This window comes from Rhodococcus sp. CH91, assembly GCF_022554085.1.
GTDB lineage: Bacteria > Actinomycetota > Actinomycetes > Mycobacteriales > Mycobacteriaceae > Rhodococcus.
This window is the reverse complement of sequence record NZ_JAKFYR010000001.1, coordinates 388,104-410,333: the sequence shown is the minus strand read 5'-3', so window position 1 is coordinate 410,333 and position 22,230 is coordinate 388,104. Positions and strand designations below refer to the sequence as shown.

Annotated in this window: 25 protein-coding genes; 20 read left to right on the top strand and 5 right to left on the bottom strand. The window is 65.1% G+C overall.

The window, feature by feature from the left end:
- Positions 1–6: 6 nt before the first annotated feature.
- Positions 7–1,620, bottom strand: coding sequence for a carboxyl transferase domain-containing protein (locus tag MOM01_RS01940; RefSeq protein WP_241383692.1), 1,614 nt, complete (start codon positions 1,618–1,620; stop codon positions 7–9).
- 91 nt (positions 1,621–1,711) lie between these two features.
- Between MOM01_RS01940 and MOM01_RS01935 the strand changes: the two genes are divergently transcribed.
- Both MOM01_RS01935 and MOM01_RS01930 read left to right on the top strand, forming a co-directional pair.
- Positions 1,712–2,353 carry an SACE_7040 family transcriptional regulator gene (locus tag MOM01_RS01935; protein ID WP_241383691.1) on the top strand — a complete coding sequence of 214 codons (642 nt, stop codon included), beginning with the start codon at positions 1,712–1,714 and terminating at the stop codon, positions 2,351–2,353.
- Entirely contained in the window at positions 2,350–3,120 is a 771-nt protein-coding gene (locus MOM01_RS01930) for a thioesterase family protein (RefSeq protein ID WP_241383690.1), read from the top strand. Before MOM01_RS01935 ends, MOM01_RS01930 begins: the two co-directional genes overlap by 4 nt.
- Before the next feature lie 9 nt (positions 3,121–3,129).
- On the opposite strand, the gene MOM01_RS01925 is transcribed toward MOM01_RS01930, so the two are convergent.
- Positions 3,130–4,002 carry a TIGR03620 family F420-dependent LLM class oxidoreductase gene (locus MOM01_RS01925; protein ID WP_241383689.1) on the bottom strand — a complete coding sequence of 291 codons (873 nt, stop codon included), beginning with the start codon at positions 4,000–4,002 and terminating at the stop codon, positions 3,130–3,132.
- Between the two features lie 263 nt (positions 4,003–4,265).
- On the opposite strand from MOM01_RS01925, the gene MOM01_RS01920 reads away from it, so the two are divergent.
- The 6 genes from MOM01_RS01920 (at position 4,266) to MOM01_RS01895 (ending at position 10,258) form a co-directional block, all read left to right on the top strand.
- Entirely contained in the window at positions 4,266–5,921 is a 1,656-nt protein-coding gene (locus MOM01_RS01920; protein ID WP_241383688.1) for a sensor histidine kinase, read from the top strand.
- Positions 5,918–6,370: a response regulator gene (locus tag MOM01_RS01915; protein WP_308196952.1), complete on the top strand. Its 453-nt coding sequence runs from the start codon at positions 5,918–5,920 to the stop codon at positions 6,368–6,370. The genes MOM01_RS01920 and MOM01_RS01915 overlap by 4 nt, the downstream gene beginning before the upstream one ends.
- A 218-nt stretch (positions 6,371–6,588) precedes the next feature.
- Positions 6,589–7,524, top strand: coding sequence for an ABC transporter ATP-binding protein (locus tag MOM01_RS01910; RefSeq protein WP_241383687.1), 936 nt, complete (start codon positions 6,589–6,591; stop codon positions 7,522–7,524).
- Positions 7,524–8,288: an ABC transporter permease gene (locus tag MOM01_RS01905; protein WP_241383686.1), complete on the top strand. Its 765-nt coding sequence runs from the start codon at positions 7,524–7,526 to the stop codon at positions 8,286–8,288. Before MOM01_RS01910 ends, MOM01_RS01905 begins: the two co-directional genes overlap by 1 nt.
- A gap of 6 nt (positions 8,289–8,294) precedes the next feature.
- The gene (locus MOM01_RS01900) at positions 8,295–9,641 is read left to right on the top strand and encodes a sensor histidine kinase (protein ID WP_241383685.1); all 1,347 of its coding nucleotides are present in this window, start codon (positions 8,295–8,297) and stop codon (positions 9,639–9,641) included.
- Positions 9,638–10,258 (top strand): response regulator, encoded by a 621-nt coding sequence (locus MOM01_RS01895; RefSeq protein WP_241383684.1) that lies wholly within the window; start codon positions 9,638–9,640, stop codon positions 10,256–10,258. Before MOM01_RS01900 ends, MOM01_RS01895 begins: the two co-directional genes overlap by 4 nt.
- Positions 10,259–10,367: 109 nt before the next feature.
- Here the strand turns inward: MOM01_RS01895 and MOM01_RS01890 are convergent, their stop codons facing one another.
- Positions 10,368–10,661, bottom strand: coding sequence for a hypothetical protein (locus MOM01_RS01890; protein WP_241383683.1), 294 nt, complete (start codon positions 10,659–10,661; stop codon positions 10,368–10,370).
- Between the two features lie 266 nt (positions 10,662–10,927).
- Between MOM01_RS01890 and MOM01_RS01885 the strand changes: the two genes are divergently transcribed.
- The 8 genes from MOM01_RS01885 to MOM01_RS01850 all read left to right on the top strand — a co-directional run bounded on the left by MOM01_RS01885 (position 10,928) and on the right by MOM01_RS01850 (position 18,766).
- Positions 10,928–11,536, top strand: coding sequence for a TetR/AcrR family transcriptional regulator (locus MOM01_RS01885; RefSeq protein ID WP_241383682.1), 609 nt, complete (start codon positions 10,928–10,930; stop codon positions 11,534–11,536).
- Positions 11,537–11,723: 187 nt separating this feature from the next.
- Positions 11,724–12,254 carry a VOC family protein gene (locus tag MOM01_RS01880; RefSeq protein ID WP_241383681.1) on the top strand — a complete coding sequence of 177 codons (531 nt, stop codon included), beginning with the start codon at positions 11,724–11,726 and terminating at the stop codon, positions 12,252–12,254.
- 2 nt (positions 12,255–12,256) lie between these two features.
- Positions 12,257–13,051: a mycofactocin-coupled SDR family oxidoreductase gene (locus MOM01_RS01875; RefSeq protein ID WP_241383680.1), complete on the top strand. Its 795-nt coding sequence runs from the start codon at positions 12,257–12,259 to the stop codon at positions 13,049–13,051.
- Positions 13,052–13,107: 56 nt separating this feature from the next.
- A complete protein-coding gene (locus tag MOM01_RS01870) occupies positions 13,108–14,325 on the top strand; it encodes a DegT/DnrJ/EryC1/StrS family aminotransferase (RefSeq protein ID WP_241383679.1) in 1,218 nt (405 codons plus the stop codon).
- Between the two features lie 90 nt (positions 14,326–14,415).
- On the top strand, positions 14,416–15,138 hold the full coding sequence (locus MOM01_RS01865; RefSeq protein ID WP_241383678.1) for an SDR family NAD(P)-dependent oxidoreductase: 723 nt from the start codon (positions 14,416–14,418) through the stop codon (positions 15,136–15,138).
- Positions 15,135–16,040 (top strand): aldo/keto reductase, encoded by a 906-nt coding sequence (locus MOM01_RS01860; RefSeq protein WP_277609081.1) that lies wholly within the window; start codon positions 15,135–15,137, stop codon positions 16,038–16,040. Before MOM01_RS01865 ends, MOM01_RS01860 begins: the two co-directional genes overlap by 4 nt.
- Positions 16,041–16,070: 30 nt before the next feature.
- Positions 16,071–17,366 carry an LLM class flavin-dependent oxidoreductase gene (locus MOM01_RS01855; RefSeq protein ID WP_241383676.1) on the top strand — a complete coding sequence of 432 codons (1,296 nt, stop codon included), beginning with the start codon at positions 16,071–16,073 and terminating at the stop codon, positions 17,364–17,366.
- A gap of 44 nt (positions 17,367–17,410) precedes the next feature.
- On the top strand, positions 17,411–18,766 hold the full coding sequence (locus MOM01_RS01850) for an MFS transporter (RefSeq protein ID WP_241383675.1): 1,356 nt from the start codon (positions 17,411–17,413) through the stop codon (positions 18,764–18,766).
- 195 nt (positions 18,767–18,961) lie between these two features.
- Here MOM01_RS01850 and MOM01_RS01845 read toward each other — a convergent pair whose 3' ends face one another.
- Positions 18,962–19,207, bottom strand: coding sequence for a DUF6480 family protein (locus tag MOM01_RS01845; protein WP_241383674.1), 246 nt, complete (start codon positions 19,205–19,207; stop codon positions 18,962–18,964).
- Positions 19,208–19,419: 212 nt separating this feature from the next.
- Between MOM01_RS01845 and MOM01_RS01840 the strand changes: the two genes are divergently transcribed.
- Entirely contained in the window at positions 19,420–20,601 is a 1,182-nt protein-coding gene (locus MOM01_RS01840) for a zinc-dependent alcohol dehydrogenase (protein WP_241383673.1), read from the top strand.
- A 56-nt stretch (positions 20,602–20,657) separates the two neighbouring features.
- On the opposite strand, the gene MOM01_RS01835 is transcribed toward MOM01_RS01840, so the two are convergent.
- Entirely contained in the window at positions 20,658–21,083 is a 426-nt protein-coding gene (locus tag MOM01_RS01835; protein ID WP_241383672.1) for an Hsp20/alpha crystallin family protein, read from the bottom strand.
- Positions 21,084–21,255: 172 nt separating this feature from the next.
- Between MOM01_RS01835 and MOM01_RS01830 the strand changes: the two genes are divergently transcribed.
- The 3 genes from MOM01_RS01830 to MOM01_RS01820 all read left to right on the top strand — a co-directional run bounded on the left by MOM01_RS01830 (position 21,256) and on the right by MOM01_RS01820 (position 22,204).
- The gene (locus MOM01_RS01830; RefSeq protein WP_241383671.1) at positions 21,256–21,669 is read left to right on the top strand and encodes a MerR family transcriptional regulator; all 414 of its coding nucleotides are present in this window, start codon (positions 21,256–21,258) and stop codon (positions 21,667–21,669) included.
- 78 nt (positions 21,670–21,747) lie between these two features.
- On the top strand, positions 21,748–21,903 hold the full coding sequence (locus MOM01_RS01825; RefSeq protein ID WP_241383670.1) for a hypothetical protein: 156 nt from the start codon (positions 21,748–21,750) through the stop codon (positions 21,901–21,903).
- 82 nt (positions 21,904–21,985) lie between these two features.
- Positions 21,986–22,204: a hypothetical protein gene (locus MOM01_RS01820; RefSeq protein ID WP_241383669.1), complete on the top strand. Its 219-nt coding sequence runs from the start codon at positions 21,986–21,988 to the stop codon at positions 22,202–22,204.
- Positions 22,205–22,230 lie beyond the last annotated feature (26 nt).

Here is a 22,230-nt window from a genome sequence, read left to right as displayed (position 1 = left end):
GTGCACTCACATCCGGAAGACGCCGTAGGAGACCGGTTCGAGCGGTGCGTTGGCGCACACCGACAGTGCCAGTCCGAGAACTTTTCTGGTGTCTGCGGGATCGATGATGCCGTCGTCCCACAGTCGCGCGGTGGAGTAGTAGGGATTGCCCTGCTCCTCGTACTGGGCACGGATCGGGGCCTTGAACTCCTCTTCCTGTTCGGCGGTCCACGGGTTCCCCGAAGCGTCGAGCTGATCCGAGCGCACCGTGGCCAGCACCGACGCGGCCTGCTCGCCGCCCATGACGGAGATGCGGGCGTTGGGCCACATCCACAGGAAGCGAGGCGAATACGCGCGTCCGCACATCGAGTAGTTCCCTGCCCCGTACGACCCGCCGATGACGACGGTCAGCTTCGGCACCCGCGCGCACGCGACCGCGGTGACCATCTTCGCGCCGTGCTTGGCGATGCCACCGGCCTCGTAATCGCGGCCGACCATGAAGCCGGAGATGTTCTGGAGGAACAGCAACGGGATGGATCGCTTGTCGCACAGTTCGATGAAATGGGCGCCCTTGACGGCGGATTCACCGAACAGGACACCGTTGTTCGCGATGATGCCGACCGGGTGACCGTGGATACGGGCGAAGCCGGTGACGAGCGTCTTGCCGTACTCGGCCTTGAACTCGTGGAAGGAGGATCCCCGGCCACCACCGGCGCCGTCGACGATTCGGGCGATGACCTCGTGCACGTCGTAGGGGATGCGCGAGTCGGTGGGCACCACGTCGTACAACTCGGCGGGATCGGCATCGGGCTCCACTGTGGGCTCGATGTCCCAGGGGCGCGGAGTGCGCGGTCCGAAGGTGGAGACGATATCGCGCACGATCCGCAGAGCGTCGCGGTCGTCCTCGGCGAGGTGATCGGTGACGCCCGAGACCTTCGAGTGCAGGTCGCCGCCGCCGAGTTCCTCTGCGGTGACGACCTCACCGGTCGCGGCCTTCACCAGCGGCGGACCGCCGAGGAATATCGTGCCCTGGTTGCGGACGATGACGGCCTCGTCGCTCATCGCGGGCACGTAGGCGCCGCCGGCTGTGCACGAGCCCAGAACCGCCGCGATCTGCGGAATCCCCTTGGCGCTCATGGTCGCCTGGTTGTAGAAGATGCGGCCGAAGTGTTCGCGGTCGGGGAAGACCTCGTCCTGTCGCGGCAGGAAGGCGCCGCCGGAGTCGACGAGGTACAGGCACGGCAGGTTGTTCTGCAGCGCGACTTCCTGAGCCCGCAGGTGCTTCTTGACCGTGATCGGGTAGTAGGTGCCGCCCTTGACGGTGGCGTCGTTGGCGACGATCACGCATTCGCGACCGGCGACGCGGCCGATACCGGCGATCATCCCGGCTCCCGGGCACTCGTCGTCGTACATGCCGTCCGCAGCGAGGGGCGACAACTCGAGAAACGGGCTCCCGGTGTCGAGCAGTTCGTCGACGCGGTCGCGGGGAAGCAGCTTGCCGCGGGCGACGTGCCGCTCCCGGGACTTCTCGTTGCCACCGAGCGCGGCGGCGGCGAGCTTGTCGCGGAGCTCTCGGACCAGCTGTTCGTGCTGGTCGCGGCTGGTCGTCGAGGCCGTCTCAACGGTCGTCACGAGCACCATCCTCGGTAGATTGGAGTAATCGCCATTAACTGAAATCTAGGTTAGTTATCATTAACCGAGTTGTCCAGATCACTCGAGGAAGTTTCCATCCATGACCGAGCCCGACGCCGCGCCGACCCGGCGGAGCCTTGCGAAGGCCGAACGTCGCCGCGACCTCCTGCGAGCCGCGGCACACCTGATCGCCGAACGCGGCTTCGCCGGCGTGCGGCTCGAAGACCTCGGCGCCGCCGTCGGCATCAGCGGACCCGCCGTCTACCGGCACTTCCCCAACAAAGACGCCCTGCTCGTCGAAATCCTCGTCGACATCAGCCGGCGTCTCCTCGCCGGCGGCACGGAAGTCGTGCAGACCGTGCCCGTCCCGGGCGACGCCCTCGAAGGTCTCGTCGACTTCCACCTGGACTTCGCACTGGGCGAGCCCGACCTCATCCGGGTGCAGGATCGTGAACTGGCATCCCTCCCCGACGACGCACGTCGAGAGGTGCGGCAGACCCAGCGCCGCTACGTCGAGATCTGGGTGGACGTCCTGCGCCGCATCACACCCGGGCTACCCGAATCCGATGCGCGCACGATGGCCCACGCGACCTTCGGGTTGATCAACTCGACCCCGCACAGCGCCGATCCCAGCGCGCCCGACAGCACACGGGCGGTGCTGCGTCACATGGCCCTGTCCGCACTGACCGCGACTCCCCGCGGTGCTCTACGTACGACCGCACGACCCGAGGAGAAGGTGTGACCTATTTCGAGCGACTGGGGCCGACGTCCTTTCACGCCACCGCACATGTGAGCGGTGCGTGGAACGAGGCGGAACAGCACATCGCGCCCGCGCTGGGGCTACTCGCCCACGTCATCGAGACCGACCGCGACAGCCGCCGCGACGACGGACTCGTGATCGCGCGCCTGTCCTACGACATCCTCGGCACCGTGCCGGTAGGTACCGTCGCCACGACGGTCGAGGTCCTCCGGCCCGGGCGCACCATCGAACTCGTCGAAGCCACCCTGTCCTACGAGGGACGAGCGGTCGTGAGGGCACGCGCGTGGCTGATGCAGACCCGACCCACCGGCGAACTCGCCGGCAGCACGCTGCACTCGATCCCCTCTCCCGAGGACAGCGAGCCCTGGGATCCGACGACCGTGTGGCCGGGCGGGTTCATCGAATCGGTGGAGGTTCGCCGCACGTGGGTCGAGCCGGGCCGGGCCTCGTTCTGGGTTCGCACCCCGATACCCCTCGTGGACGACGAGAAGGTCAGCGGTCTCGCCGCCGCGGCCGGCCTGTTCGACATCGCCAACGGCATGGCGGCACGTGCCGATCCCACGGAGGTCGCTTTCCCGAATCTCGACCTGACCGTCCATCTGTTCACCGAACCCCGTGGCGAGTGGCTCGGCTTCGACACCTCGGTCTCGTTCGGTGCCGACGGGGTCGGGCTGACGAGTACGGTGCTGCACGACACGTCCGGGCCGATCGGCACGATGTCCCAGATCCTGACCGTGCGCCCCTTCTGATACGGCGGTTCAGCCGATCAGTGCACCCGCCAGCTGCCGGTACGCCGCACTCGGGAAGGCGCGCGGATCGGCGGTGAGGACCTGGACGGCGACCTCGTCGGCGCCCGCGTCGTAGTGCTTCTCGATGCCGGCGACGACGCGGTCGAGGTCGCCCCACGGGACGAGCACGTCCATCAGCCGGTCGCTGCCGCCGCCGGCCAGGTCGTCGTCCGTGTACCCGAGACGCCGGAGATTGTCCGAGTAGTTCGGCAGTGCGAGATAACCACGCATGTACTCGCGGGCGATGCCGCGCGCGACGGTCTCGTCGCTCTCGAGCACCACGGCGACCTCGGGCGCGAGCAACGGTTCGGAGCCGAGAATCTCTCGCGCGCGAGCCGTGTGCTCGGGCGGGACGAAGTAGGGATGGGCTCCTGCCGCTCGCTCGGCCGCCAGGGCGAGCATCCGCGGGCCGAGAGCTGCGAGCACCCTGCGCTGCGCCGGCACGGGCGGCGAGGCAGCGTCGAGCGCGTCGAGGTACTCGACCATCCGGCTGTAGGGCTTCGTATAGGTGGAGCCTTCGCGCGCGTCGACGACCGGAGCATGACTCGTTCCGATTCCGAACAGGAAGCGACCGGGATGACGTGTCTCCAGGTCGGCGACCGCTCCGGCAGCCCCGGCCGGATCGGCGTGCCAGATGCTGACAATGCCGCTCGCCAGCTCCAGGCGTGTCGTCGCCGCGAGCAGTTCGCCGTACACCGCGGGGAATCCGTCCTCGAAGCCTCCGGACGTCCACAACCGCGAATATCCCAGCTCCTCCAGTTCTCGGGCCGCGTCGAACGCCTCCTCACGCCGCTTGCGACCGAGCCAGAACGCGCCACCCCACACACTCACCCGTCGTGTCATGTGAGCGACCCTAGACCCGCCGTGCGACCTGCGCGATCTCTCGGCCCTCTACCGCGTCCGGCGCGCCCGCAACCGTGGGTTACAGTTTCGCTCCGGGGTTCAGCAGGCAGCCCGTACATAGGTGTGTTCGCAGACCGGATGGCTCGGTCCGCGCTGTCGTCGGGAATCGACCGATCTCGGCGTCAGGCGGCCCCGAGCCGGGAAGCTGGGGTGGATGTGACCGGTTTCGCTCGTTGTGCCGACGCCGGGACGGCGGTACGGCGATGAGAGACCCATCGATTCCTGAGCCGCGTATCGAACGGATCTCCTCGCGGATGGTCGTGCAGAGCTGGTTCCAGCTCGCCTTCGCGGTCCTCGCGGTCTTCGCGGTCATCGGCTCGGTAATCGGAGGCATCTTCATCCAGCGCACCGTGGAGATCACGGACGACGTCACCAAGCGGATCCAGCCCGCCATGGTGCAGTCCTACCGGCTGCAGACCGCCCTTCTGGACCAGCAGACCGGCGCTCGCGGCTACGCCCTCACCACCGATCCGAGCTTCCTCGAACCCTATCTGTTCGGCCAGGACCAGCAGCAGGCCGCCGTCGACAGTCTCCGTGATCTGCTGGCCGGATATCCCGGCCTCGTCGAGGATGTAGACGCCATCGACACCGCCGGGCGGCAGTGGCGCCTGCAGTACGCCGAACCGGTGGTCGCCTCCGTCGTCCCCGGCGATCCGCGCCCCCTCGATCCGGCGACGGCGAAGGAAGCGCAGGACGCGTTCCGGGAGATCCGGACGATGTTCGACGCCGAGAACAGCGCTCTCGCGCGCGTGCTCGAGGAGAAAACCGAGGATCTCGCGCAGTCCCGGTTGATCCGTAATTCGACCCTGATCGCGATGGTCATCACGTTCATCCTCATCGGACTCGCGATGGTGGTGCTCGTCCACAATCTCGTCGCCGTTCCGCTCAGCCGCCTCCGTATGGCGAGTCGACGGGTCGCCATGGAAGAGAATTTCTACCAGCACATCTACCCCCAGGGGCCGAAGGACATCCGGGCGCTGGCTCGCGACGTCGAGACCATGCGTGGCCGCATCGCCGACGCATTGTCGGACTCCCGCACTCAACAGGCCCTGCTCGCAAAACAGACCGAGGATCTCGACGCTCAAGCCGAGGAACTACGGCGTTCCAACGCCGAACTCGAGCAGTTCGCCTACGTCGCATCGCACGACCTGCAGGAACCGCTCCGGAAGGTGGCGTCGTTCTGCCAGCTGCTCGAGAAACGCTACGGCGACGTCCTCGACGACCGGGGACGGCAGTACGTGGAGTTCGCCGTGGACGGTGCGAAGCGCATGCAGGTGCTGATCAACGATCTGCTCGCCTTCTCCCGGGTCGGACGCGTCCACGATGCCTACGTCCAGGTCGATCTCGGCCGTCCGCTGGACAAGGCGCTGTCGAATCTCTCGGCGGCGATCGAGGAGTCACAGGCACGGATCGAACGCCCCGATCATCTGCCCGAGCTGACGGGCGATCCGACACTGTTGACCATGCTGTGGCAGAACCTGCTCGGCAACGCGATCAAGTTCCGTCATCCCGACCGGGCCCCGCTGATCCGGATCGAGTGCGAGCAGATCGAGGGCGCTGCGGGCGGACCTCAGTGGCAACTGTGTGTCACCGACAACGGCATCGGGATCGACAACGAGTTCGTCGAGAGGGTGTTCGTCATCTTCCAGCGTCTCCACCCCCGTGAGGATTACCAGGGCACCGGCATCGGACTGGCGTTGTGCAAGAAGATCGTCGAGTATCACGCAGGAAGAATCTGGATCGACACCGAGTACAGCGATACTCACTCCGAGGGCACTCGAATCTGCTTCACCCTCGGAACCGCATCACGCCCCGTCGAGCAGAAGCACGGGACCACTGACCGAGGAGCAATATCGTGACCTACCCCGCTGCCCAACCGGTGGACGTCCTGCTTGTCGAGGACGATCCCGGCGACGAGCTGATGACGCGTGAAGCGTTCGAGGACAACAAGATCGGCAATGCCCTCCACGTCGTCCGCGACGGTGAGGAAGCGCTGGACTTCCTGTACCGGCGGGGCGCTCATGCTCAGGCCCCGCGCCCGGACCTGATCCTCCTCGACCTCAACCTGCCCAAATACGACGGCCGGCAGGTCCTGACGAAGATCAAGTCCGATCCCGATCTGTCGGACATCCCGATCGTGGTGCTCACGACCTCCTCGGCCGAGGAGGACATCCTCCGCAGTTACAAGCTGCACGCCAACGCGTATGTCACCAAGCCGGTGGACCTCGACCAGTTCATCGGTGCGGTGAAGCAGATCGACGAATTCTTCGTGCAGGTCGTGCGTCTGCCTCGTCGCAACCGTCACTAGCATGTCCGGCACTCGACCGCAGTGCGGCCGCGATGCCCGGCCCGAGCGGTCGGCTCGGCGATGACCGTTCCGTTCCGCCTTGCCGCAAGCAGTTCGCGGTGAGTACGGAACGAGGGCGTCTTGTGCTGTAGATCCACCGAATGGTGGATGCGCGAGTCAACCCGAACCCAGCCGCGACGGTTGATGGGCGGGGTGCGGTGCGCCCGTAGCTTCACGGTATGACCGCAATAGAAGTGCGAAACCTGCACAAGCGCTACGGGCAGCGCGTGGCCGTCGACGACATCTCTTTCACCGTCGAAGAGGGGGAGATCTTCGGCGTCATCGGGCCCAACGGCTCCGGCAAGACGACAACCGTCGAGAGCATCGCGGGGCTTCGAACGCCCGACTCGGGCTCGATCTCCGTGCTGGGACTCGACCCGCACAAGGACCGGGCAGAGGTGCGTGAAGTCCTCGGCGTGCAACTGCAGGAGAGCAGCTTTCCGGACGCGATCAAGGTCGCCGAAGCGCTCGATCTCTACAGCTCCTTCTACCGGAACCCCGCCGATTGGCGGGAACTCATGGAGCTTCTGGGTCTGACCGAGCAACGCACTACGCAGTACAAGGCTCTCTCGGGCGGGCAGAAGCAGCGACTTTCGATCGCGCTCGCGCTGGTCGGCAACCCGAGAATCGCCATTCTCGACGAGCTCACGACGGGTCTGGACCCGCAGGCGAGACGCGATACCTGGAGTCTCATCGAACGGGTTCGTGACACAGGTGTCACGATCCTCCTCGTCACGCACTTCATGGATGAAGCGGAGCGGCTCAGCGACCGGATCGCCGTCATCGACAGCGGCCGGGTTGCCGCCCTGGATACGCCGGCAGGGCTGATTGCGCAGGCGAGCGCGGTGCAACAGGTCCGCTTCCGTGTGAGTCGACCACTGGACAAGAATGTCCTGACCGAGCTGCCCGAGGTGACTGATGTCGAGATCACCGACGGCCGTTGGTCGGTCACCGGCAGAGGACAACTTCTGAGCAGCGTCACAGGGGCTCTCGCCAGAGCACAGGTGGTGGCGGAAGATCTTCGCGTCGACCAGCGCAACCTCGACGACGCCTTCATCGCCTTCACCGGACGCGCCCCGGGATCCCCCGCGCCCGCCGAGAGGAAGGCTCACTGATGCGGGCTCTCGTGAAGATGGTCGAGGTCGAGACGAAACTCTTCCTCCGAGACTCTGCCACCGTCATCTTCGGTGTGCTGTTCCCGACAGGACTCCTGCTCGGGCTGGGTGCCATCCCGGCACTCGGAGAGCCGACGCCGGAAACCGGTGGGCTCCGGCCCATCGATGTCTGGGCACCGACAGCACTGGTGTTCGGGATGGTGATGATCGCCGTGCAGCACATCCCGGCGGTGATCGGGACATACCGTGAACGCGGCATCCTGCGCAGGCTGTCGACCACTCCTGCGCATCCGCGACGTGTCCTGCTCGCGCAGATGACCGTCGCGTTCGCCTCCGTGGTCGTCTCCGCGGCACTCTTGATCGTGTGCGGGTGGGCGGTGCTGGACATCGCGCCGCCCGAGCGGCCCCTGGAGTTCGTCGCCGCCTTCGTCATCGGCTATGCGGCACTGCTCGGGCTCGGCATGATCTCCGCGGCCGTGGTCCGCACGAGCGGCGCTGCGAACCAGATCGGCACTGTCCTGTTCGTTGCGCTGATGTTCTTCGGCGGGGCATTCCTGCCCCGTGTCCTCATGCCCGACGTGCTGCGCGAGGTCGGCGAATTCGTACCGCCCGGGCTGCAGGCTCTCACCGCGGCGTGGTCCGCCGAAGCAGGCGAGATCACCGCCACTGCCGGCGGGCAGCCCTTCCTGCTGCAGATTGCCATAATGACGGGCATAGCAGTGATCGCGACCGGGATCGCCGCGAAACTCTTCCGTTGGGAGTAGATGTCGATGATGCGGGATACCGGAGCCGGTGAGTGCCCGAGCTCTGGGACGCACGGATCCGCCATCGCACACAAGGCCGGAATCGCTCATCGTTCCCGGCTGGCCTGGAAAGAGGAGCAGCTGCGGATCTGGAACCTTCTCCAGTTGTTCACGCCGTGGCTGCTGCTGACGATCTCGACAGCGATCTATTTCTCGTGGCTGCTTCCGGACTCCGATGAACGCTTCCGGCCCGAGGGCGCATCCGTCCTCGGGTTGGTCGCGGTCTCGGCGCTGTGGGTGCTGGTCGGGCACACGCTTCCCCTCAGACGGAAGACGCGTCGGCCCGTGGCGGGGTGCATCTACTTCGTCGGGTTGCTGGCACTGTGCCTCACCCTCATGTCGCACTCCGACATCTTTCTCGTTTTCACCGTTGCGGCCTTCTTCCACGCGTACTTGCTCACGCCGTGGCCGTTGGGGGTGCTCGGAGTCCTCGCCACGTCTGTGGTCCTCAACGGTTCGGCGATGCACATATGGTCAGACCCGAACTCGGAGATGCTCGCGGAGTTCATCGTGATCGTCACACTGCAGACTGCAGCGATCGGTGTGGGCATCGTGCTGACGGCGCGCAGCGAACCCGAGGAACGCAAGCGGGAGGAACTCGTCGAGCGGCTCGAGGCGGCACTGCACGAAAACGCCGGGCTCCATGCACAACTGGTAGTCCAGGCCCGTGAATCCGGCGCGCAGGACGAGCGGCAACGTCTGGCCGGCGAAATCCACGACACGCTGGCGCAGGGTCTCACCGGCATCATCACGCAGCTCCAGGCAGCGGAACGTTCCGCGAAGATGGAGGGCGAGACGGAGGAGCACGTGGCGCGTGCACTTCGCCTCGCGCGCAGCAGTCTGACCGAGGCCCGACGGTCCGTGCAGGCACTCGCGCCCAAGGAACTCGGGCAGGCGCATCTTCCCGACGCGCTGCGCACGCTGACCGAGCAATGGTCGAAGGACCAAGGGTTGAGAGCGCACGTGGAGATCACCGGTGTCCGAGAACCACTCAGCCCGGCGATCGAGGTGTCGTTGTTCCGTGTCGTGCAGGAGTCGCTGACCAACGTCGCGAAGCACGCGGGGGCCTCCCGCGTCGGTGTCACGCTGTCGTACACGGGCACCGAGGTGCTGTTGGACGTGCGGGACGATGGACGTGGGTTCGTGAACGGGGTCGGCACCGGCTTCGGCCTGACGAGCATGCACCAGCGCATCAGAGGAGTCGGCGGTCACATAGAGGTACAGAGCGCACCGGGTGAAGGGACATCCGTCAGTGCGCGCGTTCCCGCGATCGCCCCCGGGGGCACGAGAGCAGATGAGGAAACCGACCGATGATTCGACTGGTGGTTGTCGACGACCATCCGATCGTGAGGGGCGGTCTTCGCGACACGTTCGCCGACGCCGAGGACATCGTCGTGGTCGGCGAGGCCGGTGACGGTGACGAGGGCATCGAATGCGCGAAGGAGTTGGCAGCGGATGTCGTGCTCATGGACCTTCGGATGCCCCGGATGGACGGCGTCGCCGCGACCGCGGCTCTGCGCGAGCGCGTCCCGAGTGCCCGGGTGCTGATCCTGACGACCTTCGACAGCGAAAGCGATGTACTGCCGGCGATCGAAGCGGGTGCGATCGGTTATCTCCTGAAGGATGCGCGGCCCGACGAACTGATGCGCGCCGTTCGTGCAGCCGCGCGGGGAGAGTCGGTGCTCGCTCCGTCCGTGACGCAGCACCTCATGGGGCAGATCCGGAGGCCCGGTGCCGGAACGCTGACCGATCGGGAGAAGCAGGTGCTGCAATTGGTCGCCAACGGCAACTCGAATCGCGAGGCCGCTACAGCCTTGTTCATCGGCGAGGCGAGCATCAAGACCCATCTGCAACACATCTACGACAAACTCGGCGTTCGTGACCGAGCCTCGGCGGTCGCCGAGGGCTACCGGCGCCGCCTGCTCATGTGACGTCCTGCTGCCGGTCACCGCTCTGCAGGGCCGTCGCGGGCGGCCTCGAGATCGGATGGACGAAGGCCGGTACTCCGTCGTCACGACGGGGCACGGGCCTTCCGCGAAATCACCAGGGCAGACAGATGACCGACGAGCCGAACCACGCGTGGTTGTGGCCCTTGTGCCAGTCCTTGTCGTGATCGTGCTTCTTGTCCTTGTCGTAGTGGTCGCGTTTCTTGTCTCTGTCGTGGTCGTGCTTCTTGTCCTTGTCGTAATCGCGATGGTGGTCGCCGTGAGCTTCGACGGCACCGGCATCACCGGATGGTGTTGCGGTTGCGACACCCGCAGGCGCGAGGACCAGAATTGCACCGGCGGACAGTCCGGCCAGAAGTTTGCGGATTTTCATGGTGTTCACCTCCATGAATCGGCAGTGTTTCAAACGGTACTCCCTCGCTCGAGCCGCAATCAACAGCCCTCCCGAACAGGTCGGACCTACTTCGCGAACATCGCATTCTTCATCGGCGCACGGATCCGAGGACGAAAAAGCCGACCCCAGAACGAGAGAGACCTACCTGGAGACCGCCACGCCCACACCAGCCACCCCTGGAAGCACTCATCGCGCAGTACCTTGCCGGCTCGGACTGCGGATCCCGACCCTCGCATATGGGGTCCACTAGCCTGAACGGCATGGTGAACACTCAGGTGACTTCCGGTTCCGGCGCCGAGCGACGAAAGTCCGAGATTCTCTCAGCGGCAGCGAAATTGTTTGCTTCCCGGGGGATCGAAGCGACATCGGTGCGTGAGATCGCCGACTGCGTCGGACTGAACCCGGGCGCTCTCTACTACTACTTCCCGTCGAAGAGCTCGATCGCCGTCGAACTGATCACCGGATACTTGAGAGCGTTGCTCGATCGATACGACCATGAGGGACTCGAGGAACTCGAACCTCGTGCACGTCTGAAGTCGATCATCGACGTCTCCCTCGCGACCGGTGCGGCCTCACCTGATGCGACCAAGGTCTATCACGCGGAGTTCGCCAACCTGCGCGAGCTGCGCGACTACAAGACCGCCCGCGACCTCACCAATCGAATCCAACGGATATGGCTGGACGCAATCGAATCGGGACAGCGAACCGGGGTCCTGCGTCGGGATGTTCCTGCCAAGGTCTTCCATCGATTCCTGCGCGATGCAGTGTGGTTCAGCGTCTACTGGCGAACCGACGCCGATGAGTATCCGCTCGAGGAGCTGTCCAAGGACTATCTGGCTGTATTCCTCGAAGGAATGGTGCAGCGCTAGACATGAGTACCGGGATTCGACACGGTCCTGACAGATCGATTGAATGATCGTTTAAACCCTGCCAGACAGGGCCTCTTAACTGCGGGTTTCACAAAATTTATCGTCAGGTCTTGCGCGCCGATCATTTTTGAACAATCATTCAAAGCATGATCTGGAAAAACTCCTGCCGTTCGGTTCGGGGTGGCCGATGAGTCCGATCGGCGTCCCGGACTTCGACCTCGACCTCGGTCGGTTGCATCATGTCGGCGTAGTCGTAGATGACCTGGACGAGGCCGCTGAACACTTTTCCCGCGCCTACGGCTGGACTGTGTCGCTCGGGAAGGAATCCGCGTACAAATGCCGGATCGACGGCGTCGAGCACGACACGGTTCAGCGTTTGGGCATGACCCTCGAAGGGCCTCCACATGTGGAGCTACTCCGAGCTGTGGCCGGCTCGTCGGTGTGGAGACCGACGTCAGGTGTCTATCATCTGGGCTTCGTCGTCGAGGACCTGTCGGCGGCGTCGGCCGAACTCGAGAGGCGTGGCGCTGCGCTGTGGATGGGTGGCGTGCGCGACGGGGAGTGTCCGGCCGGCACCGCGTACCACCGCGACCGGTTCGGTTTCACCATCGAGCTTCTCGACGTCGCTGTCGAGAAGAGCCTGGCTCGCCGGTTTTTCGGCGATGCTCACCACGCGGAATCGGTGGCACCCCTGGACGATCGGATAGTGATCATATGAGCATGAACGGCAAGACCGTGCTGATCACCGGTGCAGCTCAGAGCCAGGGGCGAAGTCATGCGGTGGCGATGGCAGAGGCAGGCGCCGATGTGATTGCAGTCGACTCCTGCACACAGCTCGACTTTGTGCCCTACCGGATGGGGACTGCAGAGGGCCTCGCTGAAACCGCGCAACTGATCGAGGACGCCGGGGGGCGGGTGTACGCGGCGCAGGTGGACGTTCGTGATCGTGCAGGCCTCGACGCCGCACTCGACGCGGGCGTCGAGAGATTCGGTGGTGTCGATGCGGTGGTAGCGAATGCGTCGATCTGCACGGTCCAGCCGTATGATGAAGTCACCGAACAGATCTGGCAGACCACGCTCGATGTGAATCTGACCGGCGTGTGGAACACCTGCGCCGCATCGATCCCACATTTGGACGCCGCCGGCGGCGGCAACATCGTCATCACCGGTTCGACCGCCAGCACTGTGGGTCTGCCGTTCTACACCCCGTATGTCGCGGCCAAACACGCTCTTGTGGGGCTCTGTCGGTCGCTGGCGCTCGAGCTTGCGAACCGTAACATCCGTGTGAACATGATCAATCCGACCGGAGTCGATACCCCGCAAGGTCATTCGGCCGTACTTCCCGAATTGCTCGCAGAGCGGCCCGATCTGGGACCGATCTTCATGAATTCCCTACCCGTCCAGCGGATCGATGCCTCGGACGTCACGAAGGCGCTGATGTTCCTGGCCTCTGACGACGCTCGCTACATCACCGGAATCACGTTGCCTGTCGACGCCGGGTCCACCATTCGGTGACGCTGCCGACCACGTCTCCATCAGTGAACTTCGACCATTCCACCCAGGAGAGAAGAATGCCCAGAGTCATCTATGCCCGCAGTGTGCACGACGAGCGTGAGGTCGAGGCCTGCCTCGAGGTCCTGCGCGGCGGGCCGTACGCGATGAAGATCGGCAAGAACGTCGCCGAAATGGAGCAGAAGGTCGCCGATCTGTACGGCAAAAAGCTGGGTCTGATGTGCAATTCGGGCTCCTCGGCCCTCTATCTGGCCCTCGAGCTCCTCGACCTGCCGAAGGGTTCGGAGGTCATCACCTCACCCCTCACCTTCTCCACGGACGTGTCGCCGATCGTGCGGGGCGGCTGGGTTCCGGTGTTCGTCGACGTCGAACCGGACACATACAACGTGGACGCATCCAAGATCGAGGAAATGATCACCGACAAGACCGGTGCAATTCTGATCCCCAACCTCGCGGGTAATGCACCCGACTGGGATGCGATTCGCGAGATCGCCGATCGTCACGGCCTCAAGGTGATCGAGGATTCCTGCGACTGCATCGGAACCACGCTGCGCGGCACCAAGACCGGTTCGCGTTCCGACATCACCGTCACCAGCTTCGCGATGGCGCACATCATCACCTGTGCGGGCAACGGCGGTATGGTCTGCCTCGACGACGAGAAGCTGCGCGACAAGGGTCTCATGTTGCGCCGCTGGGGTCGCCGCTCCGAACCGCACCTGTTCGGATCGGCCGGCGAAGGCCGAGTGTTCCGCGAGGAGCTCGACGGTGTCGCCTACGACAACGACTTCATCTTCGACGTCCTGCCGTGGAACTTCGAGCCGTCCGAGCTGGGCGCCGCGTTCGGGCTGGTGCAGTTGAGCAAACTCGACACCAACTACGCGCGTCGCGCCGAGATCTTCGAGGCGTTCACCGGAGCTTTCGGCGCCTACCCGGAGCTTTTCCGCCTACCGCGTCAGCTGGAGGACTTCCACACCGCGTGGCTCTGCTATCCGGTCACGGTACGCGAAGACGCCGGATTCAGTCGTTCCGATCTGCAGGAATCGCTGGAAGCTGCCGGCATCGACACCCGTACTGTCTGGAGCGGTAACGTCACCCGCCATCCGATGATGCGCAACGTCGAGTACCGCATCCCTGAATCGGGATTGCCGAACGCCGACGAGGTCTTCGAACGCGGTATGTCGCTCGGCATGAGTCACGGCATGAGCCAGGAAGAACTCGATCACGTCGTTGCCAGCATTCATGCGTTCGCCTCGCAGCACGTGCGCACACGAGCGTAGGTCCCTGCTCGGTCGTCGGCAGAGAGATGACTCCTGCCGGACACCCGGACCGTTCGACACTTCCCATTCGATGCCAGAGAAGGTGGGTTCATGACGGCTGTGCACGCAGTGGTGACCGGTGGCGCCAGCGGGATCGGCGAGGCAGTCGTCGATCGCTTCCTGACCCGGGGCCTGATGGTCACGGTGCTCGATCTGTCCGCGCCCGCATCGGCTCGCGGGAGGGCAGAGTACCTCGAGGTCGATGTCACCGACGCGGAGGCGGTGGAGGCGGCGATGGCGCATGCTCGAGCCCGTGGCCGCGTGCCCGATGTTCTCGTCACCAGCCACGGGATCCGCGGTCAATTCGTGCCTGCGGTCGAGCTCGATCCCGACCGAGTACGCCGAGTCCTCGACGTTCACGTCGTGGGCACTTTGCTGGTCGCCTCGGCTTTCGCCAGACCATTGCTGAACACGGGGACCGACGGCGCGATCGTGACGATCTCGTCGACCACTGCGTACCGTGGCTGGCCCAAACAGGCCGACTACGGAACTGCGAAGGCCGCGGTCTCTCAGCTCACGCAGAACCTTGCCGTCGAGTGGGCTCCCGGCATTCGCGTCAACAGCGTTGCTCCCGGGCACACCCTGACTCCGATGGTGCAGGAGATGATCGATCAGGGCTACGACGTCTCGCAGATCGAGGACCGCAGCCCGCTGGGACGTCTGTGTCTTCCTGATGAAATGGCTCGATCGATCGAGCATCTGGCGCTGGATGCAAGTTTCGTGACCGGCGTCTGCCTGCCCGTCGACGGCGGTTGGACGGCGGTGGGCAAATGAACACAGCGGTCCGGGCACTGGGTGACCTTCGGTTGCCCGCCATCGGGTTCGGTGCAATGACCATCACACAGCGTCCCGGCTTCGACATCGAACAGGGACGTCGGACGGTCCACACAGCACTCGATGCTGGTGTCCGACTGTTCGACACCGCGGATGTGTACGGTCCGGCCGGGGGCGGAGACGGAGTCAACGAACTGGCACTCAGCGATGCGCTGAAGTCCTGGCCGGGCTCGCTCGACGACGTCGTCGTGTCGACGAAGGGCGGCCACGTACGCTATCGCGAGAACGACACCTGGTGGGTCGACGGCAGCGGCAAGCATCTGCGGGCTGCGTGTATCGCCTCGATCGGCCGGCTCGGCCTGGATCCGCTGCCGCTGTATTTTCACCATCGACCCGACCCGCAGCTGCCGTACGAAGAGTCGATGCTCGCACTGCGCGCGCTGTGGGAGGAAGGCCTGATCCGGCGCGTCGGCATCTCGAACGCAAACGTGCAGCAGATCGGCATCGCGCAGCAGATCCTCGGGGATGCGTTGGTGGCGGTCGAGAACGAGTACTCGCCTCGGTTCCGTGGTTCGGAGCCCGAGATCCAGGAGTGCCGGAGTAGAGGGCTGGCGTTTCTGTCGTGGGGACCCTTCGGGGGCATGCAGAATGCGAAGGATATCGGTTCGGACTGTTCCGGATTCGAACAGGTGGCCCGCGCTCGGGGTGTGAGTGTCCATCGCGTCGCACTGGCTTGGCAGCTGCACCGTTCCCCCGTGGTCATCCCGATTCCGGGTGCCTCCCGCCCGGAGTCCGTCCTCGACTCGTTCGCCGCCCTCGACCTGCACCTGGACGAGGACGAACTGATGCTTCTGAACCGGCAGAATCCTGCCGGGCCGAACCGACCCGAGTGGTCGGTCTGAGCAACCTCGATCGAACAAGGAGAGACCGAAATGGTCAGGAAGATTCATTTGGCGCTCTTCGCGCAGGGTGTAGGCGTAGCGCAGTCGGTCTGGCGTTCGCCTCGGACCACGCCGGAGTCGATGCACAGTCTCGGACACTGGAAATCCCTGGCGCAGACCGCCGAACGTGGATTCTTCGATGCATTCTTCATCGCCGATGCACTCAACTTGTCACCGGCGATTGCCACCGACGCCACCGATCGTCCCGACCCCATCGCGGTTCTCTCCGCGTTGTCGGCGGTCACCGAACACATCGGTCTGATCGGCACCAGCTCCACCACATACAACGACCCGTTCACGGTCGCACGGCAATTCGCCACCCTCGATCACCTCAGCAACGGCCGTGCCGGATGGAACATCGTCACCACCGCTATCCCCGCCGCAGCTGCGAATTACGGCTCCGCGAAACTCCCCGACCACGAGGACCGCTACGCACGCGGCGAGGAGTTCGTCGATGTCGTGCGCGCACTGTGGGACGGCTGGGACGCCGACGCGATCATCGCCGACCGCGAAACCGGGCAATGGACCGACGCGCGCAGAATCCACCGCATCGACCACTCGGGTAAGCATTTCGACGTCGCAGGCCCGTTGACGATCCCCCGCTCGCCCCAGGGCCGACTGCCCCTCGCCCAGGCGGGGTCGTCGCCGACCGGCATGAAACTGGGTGCGCGGGTCGCCGATCTGATCTTCACCACGCAACACGACATGACCGAAGCCAAGACTTTCGCCGACCGGGTTCGTAGTCTGGCACAGTCCGCCGGCCGCCCTGCCGACGCGGTCAAGATCCTACCGGGCGTCACCCCGATCATTGCCGAAACCGACGACGACGCTCGTGATCTCGCGGCCGAACTCGGTTCGTTGATCGATGAGCACACCACTCTCAAATTTCTCGGCCAGGCCTTCGGAGACATCGACTTGTCGCACTACGACCTCGATGAACCGTTTCCGGACATTCTCGAATCGTTACCGCGCAACGCCGGCATGTCTCGACCCACACTCTTCACCGAGATCGCCCTACGCGAACAGCTCACTGTCCGGCAGCTCGCGCAACGCATCGGGCTGAGCATCGGCCACCGCACGCTCGTCGGTTCTCCCGACACGGTCGCCGACGACTTGGCGCGATGGTTCGACAGTGGAGCCGCAGACGGATTCATCATCCTGCCCGCCGACCTCCCCGTCGGGCTGAACGAGTTCGTCGACGAAGTCGTCCCACGACTGCAAAAGCGTGGCCTGTTGCGCACCGAGTACGCCGGCCGCACCCTTCGCGACCACATCGACGAGCCCTGACCGAGCCGCGCCCTCGCGACCTCAATTGACGGCAAGGAGCTTCTATGGCCGAGATCGACCGATTGGAGCCGGTGGTCGGCTCGCACACCCCGTCACCAGAAGATCATGGCAGGCAGGTACGCCGCGTGGCGTACTCCAGCTTGCTCGGCACGGTGATCGAGTACTACGACTTCCTCTTGTACAGCACGATGGCCGCCCTGGTCTTCGGTGAGTTGTTCTTCCCGAACTCCAGCGGCGCAGTGTCGACGATTGCCGCATTCGGCACGCTCGCCGCGGGTTATCTCGCGCGACCTATCGGCGGCGTTCTCTTCGGTCATTTCGGTGACCGGTTAGGCCGAAAGTCGATGCTGATCCTGTCGATGTCGCTCATGGGCGGCGCCAGCGTCCTCATCGGAGTTCTCCCGACCTACCACACGATCGGCATCGCCGCGCCGATCCTGTTGGTCGCATTTCGCGTGGTGCAAGGCATCGCAGTAGGCGGAGAATGGGGCGGCGCTGCGCTCATGGTCATCGAGCACGCCGAATCCGACAAGCGCGGCCGGTGGGCAGGCATCATGCTGATGGGCTCGCCGATCGGATCGATTCTGTCCACTCTGGCGGTGATGGGGGTGACCCTGCTTCCCGAGAGCAGCTTCATGTCGTGGGGTTGGCGTGTTCCGTTCTTGATCAGCGCCCTGCTGCTTGCGATCGGCCTGTACGTGCGCCTCAGCGTCGTCGAGAGCCCCGTCTTCCAGAAGGCTGCCGAGATCCCGTCTGTACGGAAACGCGATCGAATCCCAGCACTGGAGATCCTGCGTCGCCCGCGGGCGTTGCTACTGGCGACCGCAGTCGGTATCGGCCCATTCGTCCTCACCGCGCTGATCAGTTCACACATCCTCGCTTATGCGCCCTCGATCGGATACGAGAAGGCTGACGTAGTTCGGACCCTGCTGTTCACCTCCGGCATCTCATTGGTGTGCATTCCGCTGTTCTCAGCGCTGTCCGATCGCATCGGGAGACGGGTGGTGAGCCTGGGAGGTGCAGTAGGAGCAATCGTGTTCGCGTTCCCGCTGTACGCGATGGTCGGCACCGGTTCGGTAGCCGTCATGACGCTCGCGTTGATGGTCGCGATGGTCGCGCAGAACGCACTCTATGCGCCTCTGGCGCCGATGCTCTCGGAGATGTTCGGCACCGGTGTCCGCTATACGGGTATTTCGATGGGCTACCAGTTGGCGAGCCTCATCGGGGCCGGGTTCACCCCTATGATCGCCGCCTCGCTGGTCGCGGCAGACGACAACTCGAGCCAGTCCTTGAGCATTCTCATGATCGGCGGCGCCGCCATCACGATCATCGGACTCGCGCGACTGACCGAGTCCAGAGGGCGCGACCTCACCGCGGACATCACCCCCTCGTCCGTATAACACCGTCACCACCGGGACCGGAGAGTCTCCCTGGTCGCTACAGCCCCGTCGATGTGTTTCCGACCCGGTCGTCTCACGTCCAGGACCCCTGAGAGCAACGATCTGCACTCGGACGAAGCGATCGCGGAAGCATCGGCCGGTTCCAGCAATTCGGCTGCGGTCTCGGGTGGGCGGTGGCCCACCCGAGACCGTGGCTCACGCCAGGATGCCGAAGATGGCGACCACGAAGATCACGACGATGACGGCGACGGCCAGCAGTGTCAACCACCCGCTCAGCGGGAACCGGTGGCGAGTTTCAGGTTCGGGAGCGGACAGGCCGGAGGTCGTCCCCGAATCGGGGGGCGTCGATCCCGGTGGTACGCCCCCGCCGGGTTCCAGATCCGGGGTACGTGACGGTTCGGGATCCTGATTTCCGTGGGGTTCGGGGTCCGAGACGGTCACTTGATCTCCTTCCGCACGGTCGCGCCTTCGTCGGCGGCCGCACTGGGTGTTGCGGTGGGCGTGCTCTGTTCCGAGTTACCGCTCCCCCGGCGTGCGCAAACATGTACGGGGCGTCGCACGGAGTTTGCACTCCTCTCCTGCGGGTAGGCATCGGTGACACATGCCCGGGAAGCACCCGGCACCCATTACAGCCGATGAGCCGAGGAGCGACGATGAAGGCAGTGACATGGCAGGGCCGCCGCAACGTGAGTGTCGATACGGTGCCCGATCCGAAGATCCAGGATCCCGGTGACGCCGTCATCCGCGTCACCACCACGAACATCTGCGGATCCGACCTGCACCTGTACGAGGTGCTCGGGGCATTCATGACCCCGGGAGACATCCTGGGCCACGAACCGATGGGGATCGTGGAAGAAGTGGGCTCCGCGGTCACGAAGCTGAAGCCCGGCGACCGGGTCGTGATCCCCTTCCAGGTCTGTTGTGGCCAATGCTTCATGTGCTCGCACGGACTGCACTCCCAGTGCGAGACGACGCAGGTCCGGGAGGAAGGTACCGGCGCCGCCCTGTTCGGCTATTCCAAGCTCTACGGCAGCGTGCCGGGCGGGCAAGCGCAGTACCTCCGGGTGCCTCATGCCGACGCGACCCACATCAAGGTGCCGGAGGGGCCGGCGGACGATCGGTTCGTCTATCTCTCCGATGTTCTGCCCACCGCATGGCAGGCCGTCGAGTACGCGGAGATCCCGCAGGGCGGAAGCGTGACCGTACTCGGACTCGGCCCGATCGGGGAGATGGCCGCGCGCATCGCGGCACACAAGGGAGCACGGGTCATCGGCGTCGACCTCGTCCCCGAACGCCTCGCGCGGGCAGCCTCCCGCGGCATCGAGGTCGTGGATCTCCGCGAGGTCGGCAACGACCCGGGAGACGTGATCCGGGATCTGACGAGCGGTCGCGGCACCGATTCGGTGATCGACGCGGTCGGAATGGAGGCGCACGGTTCGCCGGTTGCGAAACTCGCCCAGACCGCGGCGGGATTCCTGCCCTCCGCGATAGCCGAACCGTTCATGGAGAAGGCGGGACTCGACCGTCTGCACGCGCTGTACACGGCCATCGACGTGGTGCGGCGGGGTGGCGCGATCTCACTGAGCGGTGTGTACGGCGGGGCAGCGGATCCGATCCCGATGCTCACCCTGTTCGACAAGCAGATCCGCCTCCGGATGGGCCAGGCCAACGTATTGCACTGGGTGCCGGAGATTCTCCCTCTGCTGACCGACGAGGATCCGCTGGGAGTCGACGACTTCGCCACCCATCGTCTGCCGCTCGACGACGCTCCCCACGCATACGAGATCTTCCAGAAGAAGGAGGACGGCGCGTTCAAGATCGCGCTCAAACCGTGACGGCCACAGCGGGAACCGGCCCGGGCATCGGCACGGGCCGGTTTCGTCGCCTCGGCTCACTTCTCGATAGCGGCCCGGTCGTTGCCCTCCGCGTCGATCACGGAGATCTTCCGGGGCTTCGCCTTCTCGGCGACCGGAATCGTCACGCGCAGCACACCGTTCCGGTACTGCGCTTCGATGCGGTCGGTGTCGAGGGTGTCGCCGAGGAAGAGGCGCCGGGTGAAAACTCCTCGCGGCCGCTCCGTGGCGACGAACTCCTTGTCCCGGTCGATCTCCGGGCGTTCGGCACGGACGGTGAGTACGTTGCGTTCGACGTCGAGGTCGATCGAATCGGCCCGGACGCCGGGAAGATCGAATTCCGCCACGAAACGGTCGCCTTCACGCCACGCGTCGAGAGGCATCACCGCGGGCCGGGCCATCGTGCCCAGCACCTGCTGCGTGAAGCGATCGACATCGCGGAAGGGGTCGGTGCGCATCAACATCGTTCTGTCACCTCCGACTCTCGGCCGTTCGTCACGGCCTCGCTCCATTCGATTATCTGTGCCATTTGACACAGATTTATTATGTGCTCGCCGGTAGACTTCGGTCAAGGTCGACGGCAAGGACATCTCGGTCGATCAGGCGAAACAATCAGTGGGGCTTCCGGAGGAGACGATGGCGCACGATCCGTCACTGCGAACGCACCGCGGGGTCTACGGGATTTCGGTGGCCGCGGAGCTGTCGGGACTCGATCCCCAGACCCTGCGCCTGTACGAACGTCGAGGTCTGCTCCGTCCCGCCCGGACGGCCGGCGGAACACGCCGCTACAGCGACAACGACCTCGAGGTCGTGCAGCGGATCGTCGAACTCGTGGCTTCGGGTGTCAACATCGCCGGAATCGCCCGCATCCTCGAACTCGAATCAGCCAATGCGGCACTCCGGGATGACAACACGCGTTTGCGAGCCGCACTCTCGGGGGAATCCCCGTCCCGCGCGGCCCGATCCCGGACCTCCCCGACACGGTCCGCGGGAGAGAAATGTGCACCCGGCAGACCCGAAGCCCGACCCGCCGCACGCGAACCGGGCTAGCATCGAAGAACGCCTCACAGGTGCGGTGCAGTGCGTCCGTCGAGCGGGCGCACCGAGAGCAATGAAGGGGTGACCTCCGTGCGCAAAGCACATCACGATTCGCCGAGCATCGGACAGGGGCGAGAAGACGGTAGGCCCCTGCCCGGCCACATCGCAGACGACACGATCCGCTGGCCCGATCCCAGCCCTCTCGACAGCTGGTGGGCCCGCATCATGGGCACGACCGCTCCGTGAACCGAGCCGTTCCGGAACGACCGCTCGACAGATTCGCCGATACCGCGCCCCCGACGGCGCCACGACACCGAGGTGGACACAGATGATGCCGCACCGCGACCCACTGTCCGGTGACCGGTGGGTCTTCCGCTGCGACCATTGCGACCACTGCTACCGCACTGCCGCTCGCAGCCGGCTCCAGGCGGAGCTCTACGCCCAGGTGAACGGGTGGGCCACCGAGCCGAAGACCCTGTGCCCCGGGTGCGCCACACTCTTCGTCGGTGAGACCTCCTCACTGACCCCCAGCGCCGACAGCAGCTGAACGCGAGACCTCGATCGCCCCAGTCG